Raw genomic sequence first — 25899 nt, forward strand, 5'->3', positions numbered from 1 at the left:
GGGCGATGACGTGAGCACTTTCGGCGGCCTCAGCACCGCATACTCCGGGCTGGTCGCGGCGAGGCAGGGCCTCGACGTGGTCGGGCAGAACATCGCGAACGCCAACACCGACGGGTACACCCGGCAGCGTGTGACGACCTCCGCGATCGGCGGCTCCGCCCAGATGGGCATGTTCACCGGCGGCGTGCGCGTGGGCCAGGGCGTCTCGGTCGACGGGATCGAACGGCTCGGCAGCGCCAACCTCGACGCGCAGGTGCGGTCCACGGCGGGCACGTCCGGGTACACCGCCGTGCGCGCCAACGCGCTCAGCAGCCTGGAGACCTCCCTGCACGAGCCGGGCGAGAACGGCTTGTCCACGCAGCTGCAGGAGTTCTGGGCGGCGTGGCAGGACCTGTCGAACGCGCCCGGCGAGTCGGCGCAGTCGGGACTGGTGCTCAGCCAGGCGGGCGTGCTCGTGACCCAGATCGCCTCCGGCTATCAGGCCGTCGACAGCCAGTGGTCAGAGGTGCGGGCCGACCTCTCCGGTCATGTCGACGAGCTCAACAACGTCGCGAGCCGCGTGGCGGAGCTGAACGGCCAGATCCGCTCGACCCTCGCCTCCGGCGGCAACGTGAACGAGCTGCTCGACCAGCGGGGCACCCTCACGACCACCATCGCATCGCTCACGGGCGGGGCGCTGCAGGAGCGCCCCGACGGCACCGTCGATGTCCTGGTCGGAGGGAATCTGCTCGTCTCAGGGACCACCGCCCAGCGCCTCACCGTTACCGGCTCCAGCCGCATGGACCAGGCCGGCGCCGCGCCGGTTCGCCTGCAGTGGGCCAGCTCCCCCGGCACACCGGTCGCCATCGACGGCGGCGAGATCGCCGGCGGGCTGTCGCTGCTCGCCGCGTCGGGACCGCTCGCCCAGGCGGCGGCGTCGTACAACGACTTCGCCACGCAACTCGCCGGCCAGGTCAACGCCATCCACCAGGGCGGAGTGAGCACCACGGGAGCGACGGGCCTGGCGTTCTTCGGGCTCGACGCCGCCCTGCCTGCCGCTCTCGGCCTCAGCGTCATCCCAACGGATGCCTCGGGGATCGCGACGGGCGACCCCGCGTCGGGCAGCCAGGACGGCGGGGTCGCCGACGCGATCGCGCAGCTCGGCGCGACCGCCGACTCCCCCAACCGCACCTGGGCGTCGTTCGTCACGAGCATCGGTGTCGCTACCAAGTCGGAACTGCAGACCGCCTCGCTGGCCGACCTCGCCGCGACATCCGCTGTCGATCGCCAGCTGGCCAACTCGGGCGTCGACCTCGACGAGGAGAACGTCAACATGCTGATGTTCCAGCACGCCTACCAGGGGGCCGCACGCGTCATGACGGCCGTCGACGAGATGCTCGACACCCTGATCAATCACACCGGACTTGTCGGAAGGTAAGCCATGATCACCCGAGTCACCAGCCAGACCTCGATGCGGTCGGCGCAGCGCAACCTGCAGGCGAACATGGCCCAGCTGCACAAGCTGCAGGAGCAGGCCATGTCGCACAAGGCCATCAACCGCCCCTCCGACGACCCGGCCGCCACGGCCGACTCGTTGAAGGTGCGCGCCGACCAGCGGGCCGTCGAGCAGTACAGCCGCAATGCCGACAACGGCAACGGATGGCTCACCACGATCGACTCGGCGCTGTCGTCGACGAACTCGCTCCTGCGCCGGGTGCGTGACCTCACCGTGCAGGGCGCGAACGACGGCGCGCTGTCGCAGACGGCGAAGGACGCCATCGCCGCCGAGCTCGACGGCCTCGGCGAGGAGTTGCTCGCCCAGGCGAACACCACGTACCTCGGGCGGAACGTCTTCGCCGGCACCACCGGTGCGGGCGCGGCCTTCAACGGCGACCACACGTTCAACGGCGTCGCCGGCGCCACCGTGGAACGGCGCATCGGTCCCGGTTCCACCGTGCGGGTCGACATCGACGGCGCCGCCGTCTTCGGCCAGGCCGACACGACCGCCGGCACGGACGACTCGGTGTTCGCGCTGGTCGCGAAGATCGCCTCCGAGCTGCGGGGCACGAATCCCGGCGGACCGGTGAACGTCGCCACGAACTTGACAGCGCTCGACGCGCACATGAAGACTATTGCCGGTCAGCAGGCCCAGGTCGGCGCCCGGCAGAATCAGATCGAGCGAGCGGAGGGTCTCCTGATGGAGCAGAAGGGCTCCCTCGAGGCTCAGCGGGCAGGCGTCGAAGACATCGATCTCTCGCAGGTGATCCTCGACCTGAAGACCCAGGAAGTGACCTACCAGTCCGCCCTCGCCGTCACGGCGCGCGTGCTGCAGCCGACGCTCATGGACTTCCTGCGATGAGCGTCGCCACAGGGAGCGCCGCGCTCGCATTCGTCACGCCGCCGCCCGGGCTGGAACCGCTGGTCGACTTCGCACTGCAGCCCATCGCCGGCGCCGCCGGGTTGTTCGGTCTGCAGTCCCAGGCGAGTCCCCGCACCCGACTGTTCGTGCTGGACGCCGGCGTGTACCTGCCGGACTACCAGCCGGTCATCTCCGACGAGCAGGTGCAGGCGCTCGGGCTCACCTCGCCCGACGACGCGCTCGTGCTTGTGGTCGCGAACCCCGGCGAGGGCGGCACCTCGGTGAACCTCATGGCGCCCATCGTGGTGAACACGCGGCTCGGCATCTGCGCCCAGGTGATCCTCGACGACCAGGACTTCCCGCTGCGCGCATCGCTCGCGGCGCCTGCTGCCTGAAGCCGGCCCACGCGCTCGCTCCCCCGCATCCGCTAAACGCCGAACGCGGGCCGAACGCCGTTGCGCGGGCTGAATTCAGCCCGCGCAACGGCGTTGGACCCGCGTATCGGAGTGCGAACAGCGAGAGCAGTGCCGGCTCAGTACCAGCCGACCGACTCGGAGTGGCCCCAGGCGGCGCAGGGCGTGCCGTAGGAGCCGCTGATGTAGTTCAGGCCCCAGGCGATCTGCGTGGCAGGGTTCGTCTGCCAGTCGGAGCCGTAGCTGGCCATCTTGTTGCCGGGAAGGGCCTGCGGGATGCCGGTGGCGCCGCTCGAGGCGTTGTAGGCCGAGACGCTCCAGCCGGACTCGCGCTCCCACAGGGAGTTGAGGCACTGGAACTGGTCGTCGCCCCAGCCGTACTGCGACGAGGCCATGGAACGGGCGATGGAGCGGGCGTCGCCCGAGCTCACCGACGAGGCCGGCGGGGCTGAGTAGTCGCTGGAGGAGCCGCTGGAGGAGTCGCTGGACGACTCCTGCTCGGCAGCGGCCTCGGCGGCCGCCGCTTCCTCGGCCGCGCGGGCTTCGGCTTCCGCCTTCGCCTTGGCCGCAGCTTCCGCCTTGGCCTTGGCCACGGCCGCCTTGCGGTCCGCTTCCTTGGCCGCGGCCTGCACCTTCTTGGTGGCGTCCTGGGTCTTCTCGGTGAGCGAGCGCACCGTGTAGGCGGACAGGCTGGAGTAGTTGGAGAGCGAGGCGACCGACGAGGCCAGCGGCTTCGCATCCACCTTGTGCTTGGTGGCGGCGATCACCTGGTTGGCCCTCTTGATGGTGATCTCGGCGCCCTTGTCGGCCTGGGCCTTCGCGATGACGGGGTACGCGTTCAGCTGCTCGTGCTTGAAGCCCGAGGTGTGACTGAGGGCGGCCGTCTCGGCGACGCTCTCGGCGTGCAGGTTGGCCTGGGCGGTGAACTGGGTGGCGATGAGGATCGCGGCGGCGGAGGCCGCGGTGGCGGTCCCCAGCGAGGCGCGCGAGAAGATGCGTCGTAGATTCAAGAAATGGTGTCCAATGCTTATTCCGCCGCATCGGAACGCGACGCACGTCCCGGCTTCACGGGGAGTGCGATCCAAGCGGTCACGCGACGGTAACGGTCGTTATTCGGGTTTATTCGAAACCGTGCGGCTCCGAGCGCAGATCCACCGTGGTCGATCGTTTTTGCGCGAAATGCAGCCCCATGCTGCGCCCGAAACCTGACGAAAGCATCCGCTGAACCTGAGCATCTCGTGTAAAAATGCGCCTCCCGCGCCGCCGCGGCCCGGTTCAGGACGGCGGCGAGTGACCGGTTCCTGGCGCAATCGCCGCGCCGATCGCCGCAGAAACCGGTCACCGGCGCTCAGGGCCCGAGGACCAGGAGGGCGTGCGGTGGCAGGGTCACCGTGCCGGGGGCGAAGCTCGGCCGGGCGTGGGGATCGGTCGCGAAGAAGAGCAGCTCGGTCGCGCCGAATGCGGGGAGTTTCTGCTGGTCAGGACCAAGATTGAACACAATGGATGTGTCGCCGCGATCGAGGACGAGCCACCGTGCCTCGTCGTCGAAGCGCACCGAGGCGCGGTCGAAGCGCGGGTCGGTGAGGTCCGGATGCCTGCGCCGCAGACCGATGAGGTCGCGGTAGAGCTGCAGCAATCGTGCATGCTCACCCTCGGCCGATTCGGCCCAGTCGAGCTTCGAATCCTGAAAAGTCGCTGGGTCTTGCGGGTCGGGCACCACATTCGGGTCCCAGCCCATGCGTTCGAACTCCGCGATGCGGCCCTGGGCCGTCGCCGTGCCGAGCTCGGGCTCGGGATGCGACGTGAAGAATTGCCAGGGCGTCGAGGCGCCCCATTCCTCCCCCATGAACAGCATGGGCGTGAAGGGGCCGAGGAGGGTGAGGGCCGCCGCGATCCCCAGCTGGCCGGAGTCGAGCTGCGCGGTGAGGCGGTCGCCCACCGCCCGGTTGCCGATCTGGTCGTGGTTCTGGCCGGCCACGACCAGGCGCCACGTGGGCATCCGAGCGGTGTCGATCGGCCGGCCGTGCACGCGGCCCCGGAAGCTGGAGAAGGTGCCGTTGTGGAAGAAGCCCTCGGTGAGCACCTTTGCGAGCGCCGACAACGGCTCGAAGTCGGCATAGTACCCGGTGGTCTCCCCGGTGAGGGCGACGTGCACGCCGTGGTGGAAGTCGTCGCTCCACTGCGCGTCGAGCCCGTAGCCGTGCGCCTCCCTGGGCGTGATGAGCCGCGGGTCGTTCAGGTCCGACTCCGCGATCAGGGTCAGCGGACGGCCGGCGTGGGCGCTGAGTGCGGCGACCTCGCTGGCCAGCTCCTCGAGCAGGTGCACGGCGCGGTGATCGACGAGCGCGTGCACGGCGTCGAGGCGCAGCCCGTCGACGCGGTAGTCGCCCAGCCACATGAGCGCGTTGTCGATGATGTACCGGCGCACCGTGTCGGATCCCGGGCCGTCGAGGTTCACCGAGGAGCCCCAGGTGTTGCCGGGCCCGTCGGTCAGGTACGGCCCGAACATCGGCAGGTAGTTTCCGCTCGGTCCGAGATGGTTGTACACGACGTCCTGGATGACGCCGATCCCCGCCTGGTGGCAGGCGTCGACGAAGCGCTGGTACCCCTCCGGGCCGCCGTAGCCCTCGTGCACGGCGTACCAGAGCACGCCGTCGTAACCCCAGTTGTGGGTGCCGTTGAAGTCGTTGACGGGGAGGACCTCGACGAAGTCGACCCCCAGGGCGCGCAGGTGGCCGAGCCGGCCGATCGCGGCGTCGAAGGTGCCCTCGGGCGTGAACGTGCCGATGTGCAGCTCGTAGATCACGCCGCCGGGCAGTTGGCGTCCCGTCCACGCACCATCGCCCCAGGCGTGGCGCGAGTGGTCGTAACGACGGGAGAGCTCATGGACGCCGCGCGGCTGGCGGCGGGACCGGGGGTCGGGGAACGGGCCTTCGCCGTCGAGGAGGAACCCGTAGTCGACGTCATCTGCGGGCTCCGGCAGCGTGCCGGCCGCCGGCTCCCACCAGCCGTCGCCGGCCGCCACCAGCGCGTGGTTGCCGTCGGTGAGCACCAGGTCGACCCGGGAGGCGCGCGGCGCCCAGACGGTGAACGGTCGGTCGTGGGGCGTCATGGTCTAGTCCTCCCCGGCAACGGATGCCGCGTGGTCGGGCACGAGGAGCGCCACGGGGTACTCGTGGAGCAGGTCGGCGACGCGAACGGTGCCGCCGTCGTACCGGCGGCCCGTGACGGCGTCGCGCAGCGGATGGCCGGCGAGCACGATGGTCGTGTCGCGCCATCCGCCGGCGGCCGCGAGACCGACCGGCAGCCGGGTGGCGACGGTCACCGCGCCGCCGCGGTCGAAGGCCACCACGTGCTGCGCCCCAGGGCCGTACGCCGGGACGCCCTGGTAGCGGGTGAACCACTCCGGGTGGTCACGGCGCACCCGGAGGGCCCGGGAGGTGACCAGCAGTTTGGCCGCACCGGTCTCATCGACGGGCGGCAGCCATCCGTCGTCGACGCGCGCGAGGAACTCGCGGCGGACGCCGAAGTCGACAAGGCGGCGGTTGTCGGGGTCGACGAGCGAGGTCTCCCAGAGTTCGCTGCCCTGGTACACGTCGGGAACGCCCGGTGCGGTCAGCTGCAGGAGCTTCGCCGACAGGCTGTTCGACCAGCCGGGCTGCGCCACCCGGTTGACGAACGCCGTCACGAGGCCGTTCACCTGCTCGTCGTCGAAGGCCGCGTCGATGAGGGCGTGCATCCGCTGCTCGAACGGCTCGTCCGGCGCCGTCCAGGTCGTGGACGTGCCCGCCTCCCGGGCGGCCTTCTCGGCGTAGCCGTGCAGGCGATCGCGCGACGCCGGCCACGCCCCGATGACCGCCTGCCAGAGCAGGTTCTCGAACACCGCGTCTCCGAGCGGCTGCGCCTCCCGCAACCGGGCCAGCGTCTCCTCCCACTCGGCGGGAATCTCGGCGATGACCGAGATGCGGGTGCGCACGTCTTCGCCGCGTTTGGTGTCGTGGGTGGAGAGGGTGGTCATCGAGGCGGGCAGCGCGCCCTGCCGCCGTTGCTGGCGATCGTGGAACTCGTTTACGTCGATGCAGAACTCGCCGGGCTCTCCCCCGACCTCGTTCAGCGACGTCAACCGGCTGAACTGGTAGAACGAGGTGTCCTCCACCCCTTTCGCCATCACCATGCCCGAGGTCTGCTGGAACCGGATCGCCACAAGCTGCTCCGGGTCGGCCAGCACGGTGAGCAGCGCGTTCACTGTGTCGGCCAGCTCCGGGCGGCGCGCGCACGCCCGCTCGGCCGCCTCGCGGAGGTACTCGCGGCCGAACGGCAGGTACGACCGGTACACCGGGAAGCAGGCGATGAGTTCGGCGATGGCGTCGGCGGCGGCGGGGATCCAGGGAACCAGCCGGGCCAGGCGCAGCACCTCCGAGCGCAGGATGCCGTCGGCGATGCGCCGCTTGTTGTCGTGCACGATCTCGGGCCAGAGCTCGTCGATGGGCACGCGGGCGCCCTGCAGGCTCACCTCGAGGGCGTCGAGCGGATGCCGGCCGGCCGGGTCGACGAGGACGCGGTCGATGTCGCCGAGCGCGTCGTACCCGGTCGTGCCGGCGGTCGCCCAGCTCGGCGGCAGCGGTTCGTCACCCTCCAGGATCTTCTCGACGAGCACATAGGTGCCGCCGGTGGCCTGCTGCAGCGCGTCGAGGTATCCGCCGGGGTCGGCGAGGCCGTCGGGGTGGTCGACCCGCAGGCCGTCGACCAGACCGTCCTGCACCCAGCGCGCGATCGCCGCGTGCGATTCCGCGAACACCCAGGGCACCTCCACCCGGATGCCGGCGAGCGAGTTCACCGCGAAGAACCGGCGATAGTTCAGCTCGGCGTCGGCGCGGCGCCAGTTGACCAGCTCGTAGTTCTGCCTGCCGTGCACGGTGCGCGCGTCGGCGCCGTCGTCGGCGGTGCCGGGGGCGATCGGGAACCGGTTGTCGTAGTAGCGCAGCTCGTCGCCGGCGATCGTGAGCGCGCCGAGTTCATCGTCGCCGTCACCGAGCACGGGGATGCGTATCCTGCCGTTGCCCGCCGCCCAGTCCACGTCGAACGCCTCCGCGTAGCGCGACCGCTGCCCGTGGCTGAGCAGGTCCCACCACCACGCGTTGGTGACGGGCGTGGCCACGCCCACGTGGTTCGGGACGATGTCGACGAGGATGCCGCGGCCGGCTTCCCGGGCGGCGCCCGAGAAGCGCACCAGGGCCTCGTCGCCGCCCCGGGTGGGGTCGACCTCGGAGTGGTCGATCACGTCGTAGCCGTGGTCGGAGCCGTCCTCGGCGGTCAGCAGCGGCGAGAGGTACAGCCAGTCGGCGCCGAGTGCGGCGATGTAGTCGATGACGCCGGCCGCCTGGTCGAGGTCGAATGAGGCGCGGATCTGCAGGCGGTAGGTCGACACCGGGATGCGCATGGCTAGGACTCCTCCCCCGCATCCGGCTTCGCATCCGTCTTCGCATCCGGCTTCGCGCCCGTCTTCACATCCGGTTTCGCCTTGGGCTGTGCGCCGTCGGGCGTCGCACCCGTCTCTGTCGACGCGGCGGCCTCGTCCGCCGCGTTCGCCGTCTGGGAGGGCGAACGCGGCGCCTGCTCGTGCTCGGCTCCGGGCACCGGCAGCGCCTGCGCGCTCGAGAGCCCGGCCAGCGAAGCGGCGACGGAATGGTCCGGCTCGGCCGCGGGCTTCGTGTAGGCGCGCAGCACGATGAGGGAGCGCGCCTGCACGGGCAGCACGGACCCGGCGTCGTGCGGAGGCGAGTCCGTCTGGGCCCCCGCCGTGTCGATGACGACCTCCCACTGCTCCGAGTACTCCGCCGGCGGCAGCGTGCAGTCGGCGTCCTCGGCATCCGCGTTGAAATACACCAGGAAGTTCACGTCGACGATATATTCCCCGCGGGCGTCACGTTCGCGGATCCCATTCCCGTTCAGGAACATACCGACGGTGCGGGCGAGGTTGGCGTCCCAGTCCTCTTCCTGCATGGCCTCGCCGTCGCGGTTCAGCCAGGCGATGTCGGGCAGCGGCTCGCCTTCGCCGCGGCGCACCGGGCGCCCGTTGAAGAACAACCGGCGCCGGAACACGGGGTGCTCGGTGCGGAGCCTCGCGACCGCGGCCGTGAACTCCACCAGCGGCAGGTCGGCCTGGTCCCAGTGCACCCAGGTGATCTCGTTGTCCTGGGCGTAGCCGTTGTTGTTACCGCCCTGCGTGCGGCCCAGCTCGTCGCCGTGCAGGATCATCGGGACGCCCTGCGACAGGAGCAGGGTGGCCAGGAAGTTGCGCTGCTGCCGGGCTCGCAGGGCGAGCACCGTCGGGTCGTCGGTGTCGCCTTCGGCACCGGAGTTCCACGACCGGTTGAACGACTCGCCGTCGTTGTTGTCCTCGCCGTTGGCGTCGTTGTGCTTCTCGTTGTACGAGACGAGGTCGCGCATGGTGAAGCCGTCGTGTGCGGTGACGAAGTTGATCGACGCGACCGGGAACCGGCCGGAGTGCTCGTACAGGTCGGCCGAGCCCGTGATGCGGGAGGCGAACTCGCCGAGCGTCGACGGTTCACCGCGCCAGAAGTCGCGCACGGTGTCACGGTACTTGCCGTTCCACTCCGTCCACTGTGGCGGAAAGTTGCCCACCTGGTAGCCGCCGGGTCCGACGTCCCACGGCTCCGCGATGAGCTTCACCTGCGACACGATCGGATCCTGCTGCACGAGCTCGAAGAAGGTGGAGAGCCGGTCGACGTCGTACAGGTCGCGGGCCAGCGTCGACGCCAGGTCGAAGCGGAAACCGTCGACGTGCATCTCGGTCACCCAGTAGCGCAGCGAGTCCATGATGAGCTGCAGCACGTGCGGATGCCGCACGTTCAGCGTGTTCCCGGTGCCGGTGTAGTCGGTGTAGTACCGCTTGTCGTTCTCTTCGAGGCGGTAGTACGCCTCATTGTCGATGCCCTTGAACGAGAGCGTCGGGCCCAGGTGGTTGCCCTCGGCCGTGTGGTTGTACACGACGTCGAGGATGACCTCGATGCCCGCCGCGTGGAGGCTGCGGACCATGCCCTTGAACTCCTGCACCTGCTGGCCGTCCTCGCCGGTGGACGCGTACGCGCTGTGCGGGGCGAAGAAGCCGATGGTGTTGTAGCCCCAGTAGTTGCTGAGTCCCTTGTCGGCGAGCGTCGAGTCCTGCACGAACTGGTGCACCGGCATCAGCTCGATCGCCGTCACGCCCAGCTTCTGCAGGTGCTCGATCACCGAGGGATGCGCCACCCCGGCGTAGGTGCCACGCTGTTGCTCCGGAACGGCGTCGTTGAGTTCGGTCAGGCCCTTCACGTGGGCCTCGTAGATGATGCTCTGCGCGTACGGGGTGCGCGGATGACGGTCGCTGGCCCAGTCGAAGAACGGGTTCACCACCACGCTCAGCATCGTGTGCGCGGCGGAGTCCTCGTCGTTGCGGGAGTCCGGGTCGCCGAAGTTGTACGCGAAGAGCGCCTGGCTCCAGTCGTTCGTGCCGCAGGTCGCCTTCGCGTACGGGTCGAGCAGCAGCTTGTTGGGGTTGGCCCGCTGGCCGTTCGCCGGGTCGTACTGCCCGTGGATGCGGTAGCCGTACCGCTGCCCCGGCTGCACCTCCGGCAGGTAGCAGTGCCAGATGAAGGCCTCCACCTCCCGCATGGTGATCCGGGTCTCGGTGCCGTCCGCATCGAACAGGCACAGCTCCACCTTCTCAGCCGGTTCGCTGAAGATCGAGAAGTTGGTGCCGCTCCCGTCGTAGGTTGCGCCCAGCGGATGCGCTGTTCCCGGCCAGGATTCCATGCCACTCCTTGCATTCAAGCAATCGTCGATCGTCGGGTTGGAGAGGCCCCAGACCAGGGTCCCCCTCGGCCATTCTGCCGTGAATGTCCCCGACCGGTCAGGGGCACGGGGAGGATTGCCAGGAGCGGGCGCACCTGCTTCACCGGTCACCCCCTGTCGCCGCGGCTCCCGGCGCGGAAGGATCGGGTCATGGAGATTTCACCGCAGCCACCGGTCTCGCCCATGCTCGCCAAGGCGGTGCCCGCCGTCCCCGAGCCGGGGAGCGTCTCCGGGGGGCTTGGCTACGAGCCCAAGTGGGACGGCTTCCGGGCCATCGTCTTCTTCGACGGGAAGGACGTCGAGATCGGCAGTCGCGGTTCCAAGGCCCTCACGCGGTACTTCCCCGAGCTCGTCGAGGCGTTCACGCGCCTTCTTCCCGGGCCCTGCGTGCTCGACGGCGAGATCGTGGCGCGAACCGGGGCGCCCGGCGCCGAGCGGCTCGACTGGGAGGTCCTCACCCAGCGCATCCACCCGGCCGAGAGCCGCATCCGCAAGCTCGCGGCCGAGACGCCCGCGATGTTCGTCGCATTCGACCTGCTCGGCGACGCCGGCGGCTCGTGGCTCGACCGGTCCTTCCGGGAGCGCCGTGCCAGGCTCGAGGCGCTGGCCGGCGGGCTCGGCCATCCCGTCCACCTGAGCCAGCTGACGACGGATGCGGAGCTCGCGCGCCGCTGGCTGGTCGAGTTCGAGGGCGCTGGGCTCGACGGCGTCGTCGCGAAGCCGCTGGATGCCCTGTACACGCCGGGCAAACGGGTGATGCTGAAGGCGAAGCACCACCGAACCGCGGATGTCGTGGTGCTCGGTTACCGCGTGCACGCCAGCGGGAGCGGTGTCGGGTCGCTGCTCCTCGGTCTCTACGACCGCGACGGCGCCCTGCAGAACGTGGGCGGTGCCTCCGCCTTCACCGACAAGCGGAGGAAGGAACTGGTGACCGAGCTGGCACCCCTCGTGGTGCGTGACGAGTCGGGCGACGCCGTGCATGGCGAGACGGATCGCAGCCGGTTCTCCTCCGGCAAGGACACCTCCTTCGTTCGGTTGGAGCCGACCCGGGTGGCCGAGGTGCGTTACGACCAGATGGAGGGATCGAGGTTCAGGCACACGGTGCAGTTCGACCGGTGGCGCCCCGACCGTGACGCCCGCTCGTGCACGTTCGACCAGCTGGAACGGCCGGTCGCCTACGACCTGAGCGACGTGATGGTCTGACGCGTCAGTCCTCCGTCTTGCGTGCGCGACTCGGCTGCACGCGCGGCGGCTCACCGGGCATCTTCGGGTAGTCCGGCGGGAAGGGCAGCTCTCCGAGTCCGGCCGCGAGGTCGCGCTCCCACCATCCGAGCAGCTCGCTGATCGACCCGGGGCGGGCGTGCATGTCGGCCCACGGGTCCCCGACGCTGCGCAGGCGCTCCGGAATGGTGAGCACCGTGAATGAGGCGGGGTCGGTCGTCTCCAGCTCCTCCCAGGCGAGCGGGCACGACACGGGGGCGTGCGGCAGGGCCCGCGGGCTGTACGCGCCCGCCATCGTGCGGTCCCGGTTGGCCTGATTGAAGTCCACGAACACACGCTCACCGCGCTCCTCTTTCCACCACGCGGTGGTGACCGCCTTCGGCATGCGGCGCTCCAGCTCCCGGGCGGCGCCGATCACGGCGTGCCGCACATCGAGGAACTCGTGGGTCGGCTCGATCGGGGCGAACACGTGGAGTCCCCGGTTGCCGGAGGTCTTGATGAACGCCGTGAGCCCCGCCTCCGCGAGCACGCTCCGCAACTCGAGCGCCGCGGGCACGGCCTCGGCGAACCCCGTGCCGGGCTGCGGGTCGAGGTCGATGCGCAATTGGTCGGGATTGTCGGAGTTCTCGGCCCGCGAGGCCCACGGATGGAAGACGACCGTGTTCATCTGGGCGGCCCAGACCGCGCCGGCCGGTTCGTCGATGACCAGCTGCGGATGCGTCCGCGCGCTCGGGTAGCGCACCGTCACCGCGCGCATGAAGTCGGGCGCCCCCTTCGGCGGGTTCTTCGAGAAGAACTCCTCTCCCTCGATGCCGCCGGGAAAGCGCTGCAGTGCCAGCGGTCGGTCGCCGTTCGCGCGCACGAACGCCTCCCCCACCGCCACCAGGTAGCGGGCGAGGTCCAGCTTGGTGATCCCGAGGTCCGGCCACAGCACGCGCCCCGGGCTGGAGATGCGCACCACCCGTTCGCCGTGCGGTCCGGGTACGGAGAGCATGTGCGCGTCGCTGGCCATACCCACAACCTACCCGGCGCTCCCCCAGCGCACACTCAGATTTGACGAGCTTTCCTTAGAAATACCCCCATTCGGGGGTAGCGGGTGAGGGCCCCGGGATCGATATGATTGCATCGCGTTGTACCCGAGCAACGCGGACGCCCGTGGCCACCCACCCGTGGGCATCCACCTTCGTTCCAAGGAATACCATGGCTCACGCACACCCTCGAGTGCCCGTCCTCCATCGTCGCAGCCTGGCATTCGTCACGGCATTCCTGACCATGGCCGGAGTGCTCGTCACCATCGAGGCGTCCCCCGCCCACGCCGCCACCGGCGGTATCGTCATCTCCGAGCTGAACTACCATGCCGGTTCCGACCTCGACACCGATGACTTCCTCGAACTCACGAACGCGGGCACGACATCCGTCGACATGTCGGGGTGGTCGTTCACGGCGGGCGTCTCCGGAACCCTGCCGGCCGGCAGTGTCGTCGCACCGGGCGCACGCTTCGTCGTGGCCAGAGACGCGGCCCAGTTCACCGCCACCAACGGCTTCGCACCCGACGCCGTGTACGGCGGGGACCTGAAGAACAGCTCCGAGGCCGTCACCCTCGTTGACGCCAACCTGGCCACGGTCGACACCGTCACCTACGCCGACACGGCCCCGTGGCCCACCTCACCCGACGGCACCGGGCCCACCCTGGAGCTTCGCGACCTCGCCGCCGACAACGAGCAGCCCGAGAACTGGGGCGCCAGCCTGCTGAACGGGGGCACGCCGCGCGCGAAGAACTCCGTCGAAGGCACCACACCCGCGCCGGCCACGCCGACCGTGACCGATCTGACGGCGACGCCGGCACGCCCGGCCGCCGGGCAGGCCGTCGTCGTCTCCGCCCGGCTCGCGGCGGGTTCGGATGCCTCCCTCACCTACAAGGTCACGTTCGGCAACGACGTGGCGATCCCGTTCCGCGACGACGCCGCGAGCCCCGGCGGAGCCGGCGACGGGGTCTACGCCGCCACGATCCCCGCCCAGTCCGCCGGCAAGCTCATCCGCTACCGCATCGAAGCGCGCGTGAACGGCACCTCGTATTCCGAGCCGGCTGAGGGCGACTCCGCCCACTACCGCGGCCTCGTCGTACGCGACCCGAACGTGACGAGCACGATCCCGATCATCGAATGGTTCATGGATGACGCGGTGTACAACGACATCCTCGCCAACCACCGGGAAGACGACGTCCAGGGCGACGCGGTCTGGGCGTACGACGGCCAGGTCATCGACGGCGTGCTCATGAACGTGCGCGGCAACTCCTCGCGCACCGACCCGAAGGTCAACTGGAAGGTCGAACTCCCGAAGGGATACACCTTCGACCTCGGCGGCAAGCTGCCGTACGCGCTCGACGAGTTCGCACTGCAGAACTACTCGCACAACTTCACCGACGTCGGCTGGGACACCGTGAAGGACGCCGGCGCCCGGGCGCTGAACATCATCCCCGTGCGCACCCAGCGCAATGGCGCGTTCTGGGGCCTCACTCGAATCATGGAGACCGAGGACGGCGAATGGCGCAAGGACCAGGGCGTCGAGGACTGGGCGATCTACAAGGGCGACGCCGGCAGCGTGGGTCGCACGAGCTCCCCGTCTGCGCTCGAGGCGTCGGGCTGGCTCGACAAGAAGACCCGCGAGGACGAGGACTTCACCGATGTGTGGACCCTGTCCAACACCGTTGACGCCTCCCCCAGCGCCGCGCAGCGGGCCTGGATCTACCAGAACGTCAACGTTCCCGAGCTCATCAACTACATGGCGATCAACTCGATCATCCGTCACCAGGACAGCGGCTATTACAACTGGTGGCTCGCCCGCGACACGGCCGACACCGGCCGCTGGGAGATGTGGCACTGGGACCTCAACTGGATCTTCACCACGCCGTCCCGTGACGGCAAGGGCGAATTCCTCACGCCGGACACCTCGAACAACTTCACGCAGGCGATGCTCGCCTACCCGGAGTTCAAGGAGATGTTCTTCCGCCGGCTGCGCACGCTGGCCGACGAGTTCCTGCCGGCCGGCAAGTACGAGGCCGAATGGGACGCCATCACCGCGCAGACCGGTGCGGACTGGAACCTCGACCGCGCGAAGTGGGGCGGCTACACCCCATCGTCGGCACGCTCGGCATTCCTCGACGGCCTCGCCGACCGCCGCAGCGTGATCGCGAACAACACCGGTTCCGGCAAGCCCGTGCCCGCCAGCCAGTCGGCGAGCGCGTCGGTGGTGATCAACGAGATCCAGTACAACCCGGGCGGCACCGGCGGGGAGTTCATCGAGCTCGCCAATCCGGGCAGCACGGCTGTCGACATCTCGGGGTGGACGATCGACGCGATCGACCTCACCGTGCAAGCGGGCACCGTCATCCCGGCCGGCGGTCGGGTGGTGTTCGTGGAGAACGACACTGCCTTCCGCTCCGCGTACACCGGCGCGAACCGCTTCGTCGGGGGCGAATACGACGGCGCCCTGAGCAACGGTGGCGAGACGCTGGAACTCAAGCAGGGCAGCCGGGTCGTCGACACGGTCGCCTTCGATGACGCGTCACCGTGGCCCGTCGCGGCCGACGGCACCGGTCCGTCACTGGAGCTCGTGTCACCGACCGCCGACAACTCGGTGGCGAGCAACTGGCGCGCCGCGTCCACGACGGCCGGCACGCCGGGCCTCGAGAACACGGCGGGCGGCGCCGACCCGGGTGACGGCGGTGGCGACCCCGGAGACGGCGGCGGCACCCCGCCACCGGCAGGCACCCTCGCCAAGGACACCTTCGAGCGCACCAGCAGCGGCGGCCTCGGCACGGCTGAGACCGGTGGGGCCTGGACCGTCGCGGGAACGTCCTCCGCGTACAGCGTCTCGGACGGCGCCGCGAAGATCAGCGTTCCCGGGGGCAGCAACCGTTTCGCCTACCTGATCGGCGTGTCATCCACCGACACCGATCTGCGGGCGACGACCTGGCTGACCCGCCCGACGAGCAGCAGCGCCTACGTCGGCGTCATCGGGCGCAGGGTGGGCACCGACAGTTACGGCGCCCGCGCCGTGGTCGGCAGCTCCGGATCGGTCTCGCTGCAGCTGCAGCGCAACACCGACACCATTCTCCGGTCGGCCAGTGTGCCGGGCCTGAGCTACGCGACGGGCGACAAGCTGGCGTTCCGCCTGCAGGTCACCGGCACGGCGCCCACGACCATCCAGGCCAAGGTCTGGAAGGCGGGCACCGCCGAGCCGGCCGCCTGGCAGGCAATCGTCACCGATACGACGGCAGCCCTGCAGCAGGCGGGTGGCATCGGCCTCTACAGCTACCTCAGCCGCAGCGCAGCCCCGACCCCGAACACCATCTCCTTCGATGACCTCAGTGCCACCGGCACCGGCGACGGCGCGGGAGGCGGCGGAACGCCGGAGCCCCCGGCGAACGTGGCACCGGTGGCCGCGTTCTCCTCCACGACCGACAAGCTCGCCGTGAACGTCACGGGGGCGGCGTCCAGCGACGCGGATGGCAGCATCCGCTCGTACGCCTGGACCTTCGGCGACGGCGGCACGGCGGCCGGCGTGACCGCCGGTCACACCTATGCGTCGGCCGGCGACTACACCGTCACCCTGACGGTGACCGACGACGCCGGAGCGACGAACCGGGTAAGCCACACGGTGACCGTGGCGGATGACGTGACGCCGCCTCCGGCCGGCGGCACCGACCTCGCCACGGACACCTTCGAGCGCACCGCCAGCGGCGGCCTCGGCAGCGCCGAGACCGGTGGGGCGTGGACGGTCGCGGGGTCCGCGTCGGCATACGGCGTGTCCGACGGTGCGGCGAAGATCACGGCGGCCGGCGGCAGCAATCGCTACGCCTACCTGAACGCGGTGTCTTCCGCTGACACCGATCTGCGGGCAACGGCCTGGTTCACCCGGCCGGTCAGCAGCAGTGTGTACGTGGGTGTCATCGGGCGCCAGGTCGGCAGCGACAGCTACGGCGCCCGCGCGGTCATCAGCAGCTCCGGCTCGGTGACCCTGCAGCTGCAGCGCAACACCGACACCATCCTCCGGTCGGCCAGCGTGCCGGGCCTGAGCTACGCGACGGGCGACAAGCTCGCGTACCGGCTGCAGGTCACCGGCACGGCGCCCACCACCATCCAGGCCAAGGTCTGGAAGGCGGGCACCGCCGAGCCGGCCGCCTGGCAGGCAACCGCTACCGACTCGACGGCAGCGCTGCAGAAGGCCGGAGCGATCGGTCTCTACACCTACCTCAGCCGCAGCGCCGCTCCCACCAATCTCATCTCGTTCGACGACCTCACCGCCACGAGCACGAAGTAGCCAGGGGACGCCGACTCACAGGAGAGGACACGATCAGGACGCACCTCGAGACGGCGACGAGCAGCTCAGCGAGCTGCTCGTCGCCTCGTGTGCGCCCTGCCCTTCCGGGGACCGCGCTCAGGCGACGTCGAGCCCGGCGGCCGACTCCGCCTCGGTCGCTTCCAGGGCGAGCCGACGGCGATAGAGCTGCACGGCCACCACGACGGGCATGGCCGCGACCGCGACGACGCGCAGCCACGGCCGGTCGAGGACGTGACCGGTGACGTGGTCGAGCGACACCCGGCCGGCCCCACCCACCGCGAACGACGCGGCAGCGAGGCCGAGGACCGCCGGGTATTCCAGCCCGCCTTCCGCAGCGAAGAAGCCGTTCCGCACGTGGGTGCTCGCTGCGACGCTCATGGTCGTGGCCGCGCCGGCGCCGGCGAGGGGGGTGCACAGCCCGAGGGCGAGGGCGGCTCCCGAGCCGGCTTCGCCGAGGCCGGCGAGCACCGCGTTCGGCTTCGCGGGGCGGAAGCCCATGGCGTGCATTCCCTTGGCCGTCCCCTCGACACCGCCGCCGCCGAACCAGCCGAAGAGTTTCTGCGAGCCGTGGGCGACGAGGACCGCGCCCAGCGCGACACGGAACAGGGTCTGCGCGGCGATGGCCGCAGGACTGGTGCTCTCTCCGGACATGCGGGGATCCTCCTGTTCGGAATGCGCGGGCCGGCGAGCCCGTTCGCGACCCACCGTACCCGCGCATCCGTCGCCGCGCAGCTGGGCCGGGCGGCACGCCGCACCGGCCCGCCGAGCTGTTCGACGGGCCGGTGGGCGATCAGGCGGCCTGGAGGTCGCCCGTCCGGGCGGTGACCTGCACGGCGCCGTCCGAGGCCGCGACGGTGACGGTGTCGCCCGCGGCGAGTACGCCTTCGACCAGCATCTCCGCGATCCTGTCGTCGACCTCACGCTGGATCACCCGCCGCATCGGCCGCGCGCCGTACTCCGGCTGGTAGCCCTCGGCGGCGATCCAGTCCAAGGCCTCCTCGGTGACGCGCAGGCCGATGCCCTGCGCCTGCAGCCGGTCCTCGGTCTTGCCCACCAGGAGCCGCACGATGCGGCGCAGGTCGGCCGTGCCGAGCTTGCGGAACAGAACGATCTCGTCGATGCGGTTGAGGAACTCCGGCCGCATCGCGTCTCGCAGCGCCCCCATCACCCGGCTGCGCAGCGCCTGCTCCGAGCCGAATCCGGTGTCGTCGTCGCTCGCGGCGACGAAGCCGAGGGCGCCGCTGCGGCTGGCGAGGAACTCCGATCCGAGGTTCGAGGTCATGATGACCACGGCGTTGCGGAAGTCGACCGTGCGCCCCTGCCCGTCGGTCAGCCGGCCGTCGTCGAGCACCTGCAGCAGCAGGTTGAAGACGTCGGGATGCGCCTTCTCGACCTCATCGAGGAGGATCACCGAGTATGGGTTGCGCCGCACTCTCTCGGTGAGCTGCCCGGCTTCGCCGTAGCCCACGTAGCCGGGAGGAGCGCCGACCAGCCGGCTGACCGTGTGCCGCTCGCCGAACTCGCTCATGTCGAAGCGCAACAGGGCGCTCTCGTCGCCGAACATCGCTTCGGCCAGCGACCTGGCCAGTTCCGTCTTGCCGACGCCGGTCGGCCCGAGGAACAGGAAACTCCCGACCGGCCGGCTGGGGTCTCCGAGGCCGGTGCGGCCACGCCTGATCGCCTTCGCGATGGCGGTCACGGCGTCGTCCTGACCGATGACCCGTTCGTGCAGGTCCGCCTCGAGCCCCGACAACCGTTGCCGGTCGCCCTGCGTCAGGCGGGCGACGGGGATGCCGGTGGCGCGGGAGATCACCGCGGCGATCTGGCCTTCGTCGACGACCCGGTCGGCCGCCCGGTCTGCACCGGCGGGCGATTCCGCCTCCTGGAGCCGGGTTTCGGATTCCTCGATGCGGTCACGGAGGCTCGAGGCCTCCTCGTAGCGCTCGTCGGCCACCGCGTCGGCCTTGGCTCTCTGCAGCGTCGCGAGCTCCTCACGGAGCGAGGCCACATCGACCCGCGGCAGGGCGGCGAGCTGCCGCCGGGCGCCCGCCTGATCGATGAGGTCGATGGCCTTGTCGGGGAGTTGCCGGTCCGTCAGGTAGCGGGCCGAGAGCTCGACCGCCGCGCGCACGGCGTCGTCGGTGAATCGCACACCGTGGTGTTCCTCGTAGCGGCCGCGGAGTCCCATCAGGATCGCCACGGCGTCCTCGATGGCCGGCTCCTCGACACGCACCGGCTGGAACCGACGCTCCAGCGCCGGGTCCTTCTCCACCGTGCGGTACTCGTCGAGGGTGGTGGCGCCGATCAGGTGCAGCTCGCCGCGGGCCAGTCGGGGCTTGAGGATGTTGCCCGCGTCCATTCCGCCGTCGCCGCCCGCGCCGGCCCCCACGATGCCGTGAAGTTCGTCGATGAAGACGATGACTTCGCTGCGGCGGGCGCTGATCTCATCCATCAGCGTCGTCAGTCGTTCTTCGAAGTCGCCGCGGAAGCGCGTGCCGGCGAGCATCGCCGGCAGGTCGAGTGCGATGACGCGCTTGTGCCGCAGTTGCTCGGGCACGTCGCCGGCCGCGATCGCCTGGGCAAGGCCCTCGACGACGGCCGTCTTGCCGACGCCGGCTTCGCCGATCAGCACCGGGTTGTTCTTGGTGCGTCGGGCGAGGATCTCCACGGTCTGCTCGATCTCGTCGGCCCGGCCGATCACCGGGTCGAGTCCGCCCTCGCGGGCACGCTCGGTGAGGTCGATGCCGAACCGCTCCAGCATGGGGGCCTCGGAGGCGCCGTCCGGCGCCGGGTTCGCTTCCCGCCGGGCGTCGCCGGCCTGCAGCGCCTGCGGCGTCACGCCGAGGGTCGCCAGCAGCTGGCCCACGGCCGCGTCCTGGTTCACCACGAGGGCGAAGAACAGGTGCTCGGGATCGATGTAGGTGGAACCGAAGGCGCGGGCCACCTGGTGTGCGTCCAGGAGCGCGCGCTGGGCCGACGGGGTGAGCGACGGCGCCGACGCGGTCTGTCCGGACGAGTCCCGGGGAAGCCGCTCCAGGACCGCGGCGGTGACGCGGTCGGGGTCGACGCCGATGCCGCGGAGCACGTCGAGCGCCGGCGACTGCGGCGCCATGACGTGCAGGATGTGCAGGGCGTCGAGTTCGGAGTGGCCGCGCTCGAGTGCGAACCGCGCGGCCTGCGCGAGCACCTCGTGGGTACGGCGGCTGAGGAGCCGCGTGATGTCGATCGGACGCGCCGCCTGTGCAGCGCGCTGCCCCTGCAGGTAGCGGGCGAGGAACTCGTCGAACGAGCCGTTCCCCTGACCGTCCGGGCCGAAGAATGAAGGCATCTGACCTCCTCTAGAAACTTGAGTGCCTTTGACTCAACCCAACGCGGCACCCGGCGGAATCATTCCCGCGACGCGTGCCACCCGCTCGGGGGCTGGCGCCGGACGAAAAGTTGTGAGAAAAGCTCGCGTCCCCCCGAGGATGGGAGTACCGTACCGCTAACCGGTCGGGGCCGTGCAGCCTCCCGGTGACAACCCGAAACACGCACTGTGGAGCCATCATGCACTCGAAGAACCTGGTTCCGGTCGCTGTCGCGACCCTGCTCCTCCTGACGACTTCCTCCCTGGTGGCCCGGCCCGCCGCCGCCGCAGACGACTTCTCCTTCACGGTGATCGGCGACGTGCCATACGGGGAGACGCAGTACGACAACTTCACCACGTTCACCAACCAGATCAACGCCGACCCCGCCTTGCAGATGGTCAGCCACATCGGCGACATCAGCAGCCCGCTCAACTGCTCGGACGCCTACTACGCCGACATCAAGTCGCGATTCGATCGGTTCGCCGACCCGTTCGTCTATACGCCGGGCGACAACGAATGGACGGACTGCAGCCGCGCAACGGTCGGCGCCGCCAACCCGCTCGAGCGGCTGGCAGCGGTGCGCAGCACCTTCTTCCCCTCCCCGGGGACCACGCTCGGCGCCAACAGGATGAGCGTCACCGCACAGTCCGGCTACCCGGAGAACGTGCGCTTCAACCAGAGCGGCCTCACCTTCGCCACCCTGCACATCGTGGGCTCGAACAACGACCTGAACACCTGGAGCGGCTATTCTTCCCGAACGTCGGCCCAGAGCGCGGAGGTGACGGCCCGCACCAACGCGGACATCGCCCATCTGCACGACGCCTTCGCCCAGGCCAAGGCCGCCGGCAGCCGCGCGGTCGTGCTGCTGACCCAGGCCGACATGTTCTACTCGAGCTGGACGGGCACGACCTACAAGACGGCGTTCCAGCCGTTGGTGCGGGCCATCGCATCGGAGAGTGCGAGTTTCCAGAAGCCGGTCTTCCTGATCAACGGCGACAGCCACTCCTACGTCAATGACAAACCGCTCACCTCGTCGACCTGGCTGTCCTACTACGGAATCTCGTCGGCCGTGCCGAACCTGACGCGCGTCACCATCCACGGCGGAACGAGCGAGTACGCGCGGTTCACCCAGGTGAGCACCTCCGCGGTGCTGAGCGTGACCCGCGTGCCGTACCAGGCCGGGTCGACCAACGCCGCACCCACCGCCGCCTTCTCCGCCACGACCGACGGGCTGTCCACGAGCGTCAACGGCTCCGGGTCGAAGGACTCGGACGGCACGATCGCGTCGTACGCGTGGTCGTTCGGCGACGGAGCCACCGCGAGCGGCGCGACCGCGAGCCACACCTACGCGACGGCCGGAACGTACACCGTCAGGCTGACCGTGAAGGACAACGCCGGAGCGACGGGAACGACGACCCGCTCCGTCACCGTCGCCTCGACAACGCCCACGCCCACGCCGTCAACGGATGCCTTCGCCCAGGACTCCTTCGGTCGCACGGTCAGCGGCGGGTTCGGTACCGCCGACACCGGCGGCGCGTGGACGGTCGCGGGAACCGCATCGAGCTTCGCGGTGGGAAACGGATCCGGGACCATCACCCTTCCGCGCGGGCGCAACCTCTACGCCTATCTGAACGCCGTCTCCTCGGACGACACCGACCTCAGCACCAGCCTCCGGTTCACCCGTCCCTCCGCCAGCAGCATCTACACCGGTGTCATCGGGCGCCGGGTGGGGACGGACACCTACGGCGCCCGCGTCATCGTGAACAGCACCGGGCGGGTGCAGCTTCAGCTGCAGCGCAACACCGACACCATCCTGAAGACGGCGACCGTGTCCGGTCTCACCTTCAACAGCGGCGACAGTCTCCAGCTCCGACTCCAGGTGACCGGGACGGCACCCACCACGCTGCAGGCCAAGGTGTGGAAAGCCGGGAGCACCGAGCCCGGCTCCTGGACCGTGACCGCCGCGGACAGCACGGCGTCACTGCAGTCGGCCGGTGGGATCGGCCTGTACGGGTACCTGAGCAGCAGCGCGACCCCCACCAGCATCCCGGTCGCCTTCGACAACCTGGCGGCCGTGCATACCAGCGGTGCCGCCGTCGCGGCCGAGACCACGACGCCCACACCGACACCGACAACGACACCGACACAGACGCCCACGGAGGCGGCCGCCGGAACCGAGCTGATCCAGGCCGGCTCGTCGTGGCGCTACTGGTACAGCAGCACGAATCCCCCCTCGGGGTGGGCCGGGCGGGCGTTCGACGACTCAGGCTGGGACTCGGGGCGGGCCCCGATGGGGTGGGGAACGAGCGACATCGCCACGACGCTGACCGCGAGCACGCCCAAGCCGTTGACGTCGTACCACCGGGCATCCTTCACCGTGGCTGACGCCGCGGCCATCGCGTCGGTGACCCTCACCGCCCGGTCCGACGACGGGATCGTGGTCTACGTCAACGGCACCGAGGTCGGGCGCCACAACCTTCCTGCCGGCACCATCGGCTCGGGAACCTACGCCACGACGGCGGTCTCCGCCGCCACCGCCCTCGCGAGCCCGGTGACCTTCACGGTGCCGGGCTCGGCGCTTGTCGACGGCGCCAATGTGGTCAGCGTCGAGGTGCACTCCAACTACCACGCGGCGGCGAGCCACAGCTTCGAGCTGACCGCCACCTCCTGACGCCCTGCCGCCGCGCCGGACGCACCTCACCCCGGTGGGCGGGGGCGAGGCGGGCGGGACTAGTGCGAGTGGCGGGGCTTCACGCGCCCGACATCGTGGTACTTCTCGGCGAAGCCGAGGGTCATGCCGTCGGCAAGCTGGGTGACGTGGGCGCGGTACAGCTCCTCCCACGGGCTGTTCGACACCGGGATCGTCTGCCGCAGGTCGCCCCAGCGGCGCTCGATCTCCTCGTCGTCGACCTCGAGCTGCACCGAACGGTTCACGAGGTCCACGGTGATGCGGTCCCCGGTCTCCACGATGGCGATGTTGCCGCCGGCCGCGGACTCCGGCGTGACGTTGAGGATGGAGGGGTTGTCCGAGGTGCCGCTCTGGCGCCCGTCACCCAGGCACGGCAGCATCCGCACGCCCTGCTGGATCAGGTAGCCGGGCGGGTGCATGTTGACGACCTCCGCGGAACCCGGATACCCGATGGGGCCGGCGCCGCGCACCACGAGCATGCAGTCCTCGGTGATGCCGAGGTCCGGGTCCTCGATGCGGGCGCGATAGTCCTCCGGGCCGTCGAACACGATCGCCCGCACGGTGAACCGGCCGTCGTCCCCGAGGAACCGCGCGCGGAAGTCCTCGCTGATGACCGACGTCTTGATGATGGCCGAGCTGAACAGGTTGCCGGAGAGCACCATGAAGCCGGCGTCGGCCATCAGCGGGTCGTCGACCGAGCGGATGACGTCGCGGTCACGACTGGCGCTCGTGCCGTAGCTGGCCTCGATGGTGTCGCCTGTCACGGTGAGGGCATCGCCGTGCAGTCGGCCCGCGGCGAGCAGTTCGCCCATGATCGCCGGCACGCCGCCCGCGCGGTGGAACTCCTCACCGAGGTACTCCCCCGACGGCTGCACGTTGGCCAGCAGCCCGATCCCGTGCCCGATGCGGTCCCAGTCGGCGATGTCGAGCTCGACGCCCATGTGCGCGGCGATCGCGTTGATGTGCGGCGGCGCGTTGGTGGAGCCGCCGATAGCCGAGCTGACGACGATCGCGTTCTCGAACGCCGCCCGGGTCATGATGCGGCCGGGCGTCAGGTCCTCGTGCACCATCCCGACGATGCGAAGGCCGGTCTTGTACGCCATGGCGGCGCGCTCGGCGTAGGGGGCGGGAATGGCGGCACACCCGGGCAGGGACATCCCCATCGCCTCGGCGAGGCTGTTCATCGACAGCGCGGTGCCCATGGTGTTGCAGTGGCCGGCGCTGGGGGTGGCGTTGAACACCTGGTCCACCAGCTCCGCCTCGGTGATCTCCCCGGCCGCGAGCTTGCGCCGGGCCTCCCAGAGCACCATGCCGCTGCCGGCCCGCTTGCCGTCCAGGTAGCCGTTCAGCATGGGGCCGCCGGAGAGCACGATCGACGGGATGTTGACGGTGGCAGCAGCCATCAGGCAGGCCGGCGTCGTCTTGTCGCATCCGGTGGTCAGCACCACGCCGTCGAACGGGTAACCCGCCATGACCTCGACGAGGCCCAGGTAGGCGAGGTTCCGGTCAAGGGCCGCGGTGGGCCTCCGCACGGTCTCCTGCAACGGATGCACCGGGAACTCCAGCGGGATGCCGCCGGCGTCGCGGATCCCCGCCTTCACCCGCTCGGCCAGTGCGATGTGGTGCCGGTTGCACGGCACCACATCGCTGCCGGTCTGGGCGATGCCGATGATCGGCCGGCCGGACTGCAGTTCGCCGCGGGTGATCCCGTAGTTGGCGAAGCGCTCGAGGTAGACGGCGGTCTCCGCCGGTTCATCGAGGTCGTTGAACCAGATCTCGCTGCGGAGCCGCCTGCGCTCCTCGGCCGCCCCGCTCATTCCACCGGTGCGAAGGTGTCGTACTGCCTGACCACCCGCTCGAGCTCGGCGAGGCCCTCGGCATCGGGCTCCTCGAGCGCCATGCGGGGCCAGCCCGCGTGCACGCCCTCCATGCGCAGCGCCGCCTTCATGCGGGCCATGTCGCCCCGCACCGTATCGACCGCGTCGTCCACGGCCTTCTGCGCCTCGGCGAGGTCGGTCTCACCGGCGCCGATCTTCGCGGTGATGTCCGTGAACGGCTTCGGGAGCGTCGAGGCGATGCCCGAGACGACGCCCTGTGCACCGTGGTCGCCGACCCGGGCGATGTCCCGGTCGCTTCCGGTGTAGATGATGAAGTCGTCCGGCACGACGGCCCGGTATTCGTCCAGGCGCGACAACGGCTCGTCGCTCACCTTGGCGCCGACGATGTTCGGCAGCCGCGAGATGGTCGCCATCACGTCGGCGGTGATGAAGTTGCCGGTGCGCGCCCGGAACACGTACACGTAGACGTCCAGCCCGTCCGACGCCTCCGAGACCGCCGTGTAGAACCGCACCATCTCGGCATCCGTCACCGGAAGGTAGTGCGGCGTCAGCACGGCGATCTCGGTCACCCCGGCGGCGCGGGCCTGTTCGATGAGCCGAAGCACCTCGAACAGGCTGGCCGCGCCGACGTGGATGATGCAGCGGATGCCCGCGAGCTCCTCCACCGCGACCTGCACGATCTGGCCGCGTTCCTCGAAGCCGAGCGAGACGAACTCGCCGGTGGTGCCGAGCACGAGGCCTCCCTGCACTCCGCTCCCGGCGGCCTTGCGGAAGATCTCCCGCGTGCCGTCGAGGTTGAGCGTGCCGTCACTGTCGAACGCGACAGGCAGGGCGGTGATGATGTCGGGCTGGCTCACGT

General features: G+C 70.1%; 15 protein-coding genes. 6 read left to right on the plus strand and 9 right to left on the minus strand.

Annotated features, from left to right (window positions below):
• Positions 1–10 precede the first annotated feature (10 nt).
• The 3 genes from flgK to EEJ31_RS02570 are packed head-to-tail and all read left to right on the plus strand — an operon-like array spanning position 11 to position 2733.
• Positions 11–1417, plus strand: coding sequence for a flagellar hook-associated protein FlgK (flgK, locus tag EEJ31_RS02560; RefSeq protein ID WP_123044730.1), 1407 nt, complete (start codon positions 11–13; stop codon positions 1415–1417).
• A gap of 3 nt (positions 1418–1420) precedes the next feature.
• Positions 1421–2338 (plus strand): flagellar hook-associated protein FlgL, encoded by a 918-nt coding sequence (gene flgL / locus EEJ31_RS02565; RefSeq protein WP_123044731.1) that lies wholly within the window; start codon positions 1421–1423, stop codon positions 2336–2338.
• Positions 2335–2733 carry a flagellar assembly protein FliW gene (locus tag EEJ31_RS02570; RefSeq protein WP_123044732.1) on the plus strand — a complete coding sequence of 133 codons (399 nt, stop codon included), beginning with the start codon at positions 2335–2337 and terminating at the stop codon, positions 2731–2733. Before flgL ends, EEJ31_RS02570 begins: the two co-directional genes overlap by 4 nt.
• 137 nt (positions 2734–2870) lie before the next feature.
• Here EEJ31_RS02570 and EEJ31_RS02575 read toward each other — a convergent pair whose 3' ends face one another.
• The 4 genes from EEJ31_RS02575 to glgX form a co-directional block, all read right to left on the minus strand.
• Positions 2871–3761, minus strand: coding sequence for an aggregation-promoting factor C-terminal-like domain-containing protein (locus EEJ31_RS02575; protein WP_123044733.1), 891 nt, complete (start codon positions 3759–3761; stop codon positions 2871–2873).
• A 338-nt stretch (positions 3762–4099) separates the two neighbouring features.
• Complete coding sequence (treZ, locus tag EEJ31_RS02580) at positions 4100–5863, minus strand: malto-oligosyltrehalose trehalohydrolase (RefSeq protein ID WP_123044734.1); 1764 nt, start codon at positions 5861–5863, stop codon at positions 4100–4102.
• A gap of 3 nt (positions 5864–5866) precedes the next feature.
• A complete protein-coding gene (gene treY, locus EEJ31_RS02585; RefSeq protein ID WP_123044735.1) occupies positions 5867–8191 on the minus strand; it encodes a malto-oligosyltrehalose synthase in 2325 nt (774 codons plus the stop codon).
• 2 nt (positions 8192–8193) lie between these two features.
• Positions 8194–10563 (minus strand): glycogen debranching protein GlgX, encoded by a 2370-nt coding sequence (gene glgX, locus EEJ31_RS02590; RefSeq protein ID WP_123044736.1) that lies wholly within the window; start codon positions 10561–10563, stop codon positions 8194–8196.
• Positions 10564–10752: 189 nt separating this feature from the next.
• On the opposite strand from glgX, the gene EEJ31_RS02595 reads away from it, so the two are divergent.
• A complete protein-coding gene (locus EEJ31_RS02595; protein ID WP_123044737.1) occupies positions 10753–11805 on the plus strand; it encodes an ATP-dependent DNA ligase in 1053 nt (350 codons plus the stop codon).
• Positions 11806–11809: 4 nt separating this feature from the next.
• On the opposite strand, the gene ligD is transcribed toward EEJ31_RS02595, so the two are convergent.
• Positions 11810–12835 (minus strand): non-homologous end-joining DNA ligase, encoded by a 1026-nt coding sequence (gene ligD, locus EEJ31_RS02600; protein WP_199727249.1) that lies wholly within the window; start codon positions 12833–12835, stop codon positions 11810–11812.
• Positions 12836–13023: 188 nt separating this feature from the next.
• Here ligD and EEJ31_RS02605 point away from each other — a divergent pair, with 188 nt between their 5' ends.
• Positions 13024–17145: a lamin tail domain-containing protein gene (locus tag EEJ31_RS02605; RefSeq protein ID WP_158603880.1), complete on the plus strand. Its 4122-nt coding sequence runs from the start codon at positions 13024–13026 to the stop codon at positions 17143–17145.
• 117 nt (positions 17146–17262) lie between these two features.
• Here the strand turns inward: EEJ31_RS02605 and EEJ31_RS02610 are convergent, their stop codons facing one another.
• The gene (locus EEJ31_RS02610; RefSeq protein WP_123044739.1) at positions 17263–17817 is read right to left on the minus strand and encodes a DoxX family protein; all 555 of its coding nucleotides are present in this window, start codon (positions 17815–17817) and stop codon (positions 17263–17265) included.
• Between the two features lie 139 nt (positions 17818–17956).
• On the minus strand, positions 17957–20494 hold the full coding sequence (locus EEJ31_RS02615) for an ATP-dependent Clp protease ATP-binding subunit (RefSeq protein ID WP_123044740.1): 2538 nt from the start codon (positions 20492–20494) through the stop codon (positions 17957–17959).
• Positions 20495–20712: 218 nt separating this feature from the next.
• Between EEJ31_RS02615 and EEJ31_RS13815 the strand changes: the two genes are divergently transcribed.
• On the plus strand, positions 20713–23184 hold the full coding sequence (locus EEJ31_RS13815) for a PKD domain-containing protein (protein WP_158603881.1): 2472 nt from the start codon (positions 20713–20715) through the stop codon (positions 23182–23184).
• A gap of 59 nt (positions 23185–23243) precedes the next feature.
• Here the strand turns inward: EEJ31_RS13815 and EEJ31_RS02625 are convergent, their stop codons facing one another.
• Together EEJ31_RS02625 and EEJ31_RS02630 are read right to left on the minus strand one after the other, a co-directional pair.
• On the minus strand, positions 23244–25019 hold the full coding sequence (locus tag EEJ31_RS02625) for an IlvD/Edd family dehydratase (RefSeq protein WP_123044741.1): 1776 nt from the start codon (positions 25017–25019) through the stop codon (positions 23244–23246).
• Positions 25016–25897 (minus strand): dihydrodipicolinate synthase family protein, encoded by an 882-nt coding sequence (locus EEJ31_RS02630; RefSeq protein WP_123044742.1) that lies wholly within the window; start codon positions 25895–25897, stop codon positions 25016–25018. The genes EEJ31_RS02625 and EEJ31_RS02630 overlap by 4 nt, the downstream gene beginning before the upstream one ends.
• Between the last annotated feature and the right edge of the window lie 2 nt (positions 25898–25899).

It is taken from the genome of Cryobacterium tepidiphilum, from assembly GCF_003716325.1.
GTDB classification, from domain to species: Bacteria; Actinomycetota; Actinomycetes; order Actinomycetales; family Microbacteriaceae; genus Cryobacterium; species Cryobacterium tepidiphilum.

Excerpts from the sequence above, each read along its gene's own strand:
- flgL (WP_123044731.1), top strand. The coding sequence starts at position 1,421 with ATGATCACCCGAGTCACCAGCCAGACCTCGATGCGGTCGGCGCAGCGC.
- EEJ31_RS02570 (WP_123044732.1), top strand. The coding sequence starts at position 2,335 with ATGAGCGTCGCCACAGGGAGCGCCGCGCTCGCATTCGTCACGCCGCCG.
- treZ (WP_123044734.1), bottom strand. The coding sequence starts at position 5,863 with ATGACGCCCCACGACCGACCGTTCACCGTCTGGGCGCCGCGCGCCTCC.
- treY (WP_123044735.1), bottom strand. The coding sequence starts at position 8,191 with ATGCGCATCCCGGTGTCGACCTACCGCCTGCAGATCCGCGCCTCATTC.
- glgX (WP_123044736.1), bottom strand. The coding sequence starts at position 10,563 with ATGGAATCCTGGCCGGGAACAGCGCATCCGCTGGGCGCAACCTACGAC.
- EEJ31_RS02595 (WP_123044737.1), top strand. The coding sequence starts at position 10,753 with ATGGAGATTTCACCGCAGCCACCGGTCTCGCCCATGCTCGCCAAGGCG.
- ligD (WP_199727249.1), bottom strand. The coding sequence starts at position 12,835 with ATGGCCAGCGACGCGCACATGCTCTCCGTACCCGGACCGCACGGCGAA.
- EEJ31_RS02605 (WP_158603880.1), top strand. The coding sequence starts at position 13,024 with ATGGCTCACGCACACCCTCGAGTGCCCGTCCTCCATCGTCGCAGCCTG.
- EEJ31_RS02610 (WP_123044739.1), bottom strand. The coding sequence starts at position 17,817 with ATGTCCGGAGAGAGCACCAGTCCTGCGGCCATCGCCGCGCAGACCCTG.
- EEJ31_RS02615 (WP_123044740.1), bottom strand. The coding sequence starts at position 20,494 with ATGCCTTCATTCTTCGGCCCGGACGGTCAGGGGAACGGCTCGTTCGAC.
- EEJ31_RS13815 (WP_158603881.1), top strand. The coding sequence starts at position 20,713 with ATGCACTCGAAGAACCTGGTTCCGGTCGCTGTCGCGACCCTGCTCCTC.
- EEJ31_RS02625 (WP_123044741.1), bottom strand. The coding sequence starts at position 25,019 with ATGAGCGGGGCGGCCGAGGAGCGCAGGCGGCTCCGCAGCGAGATCTGG.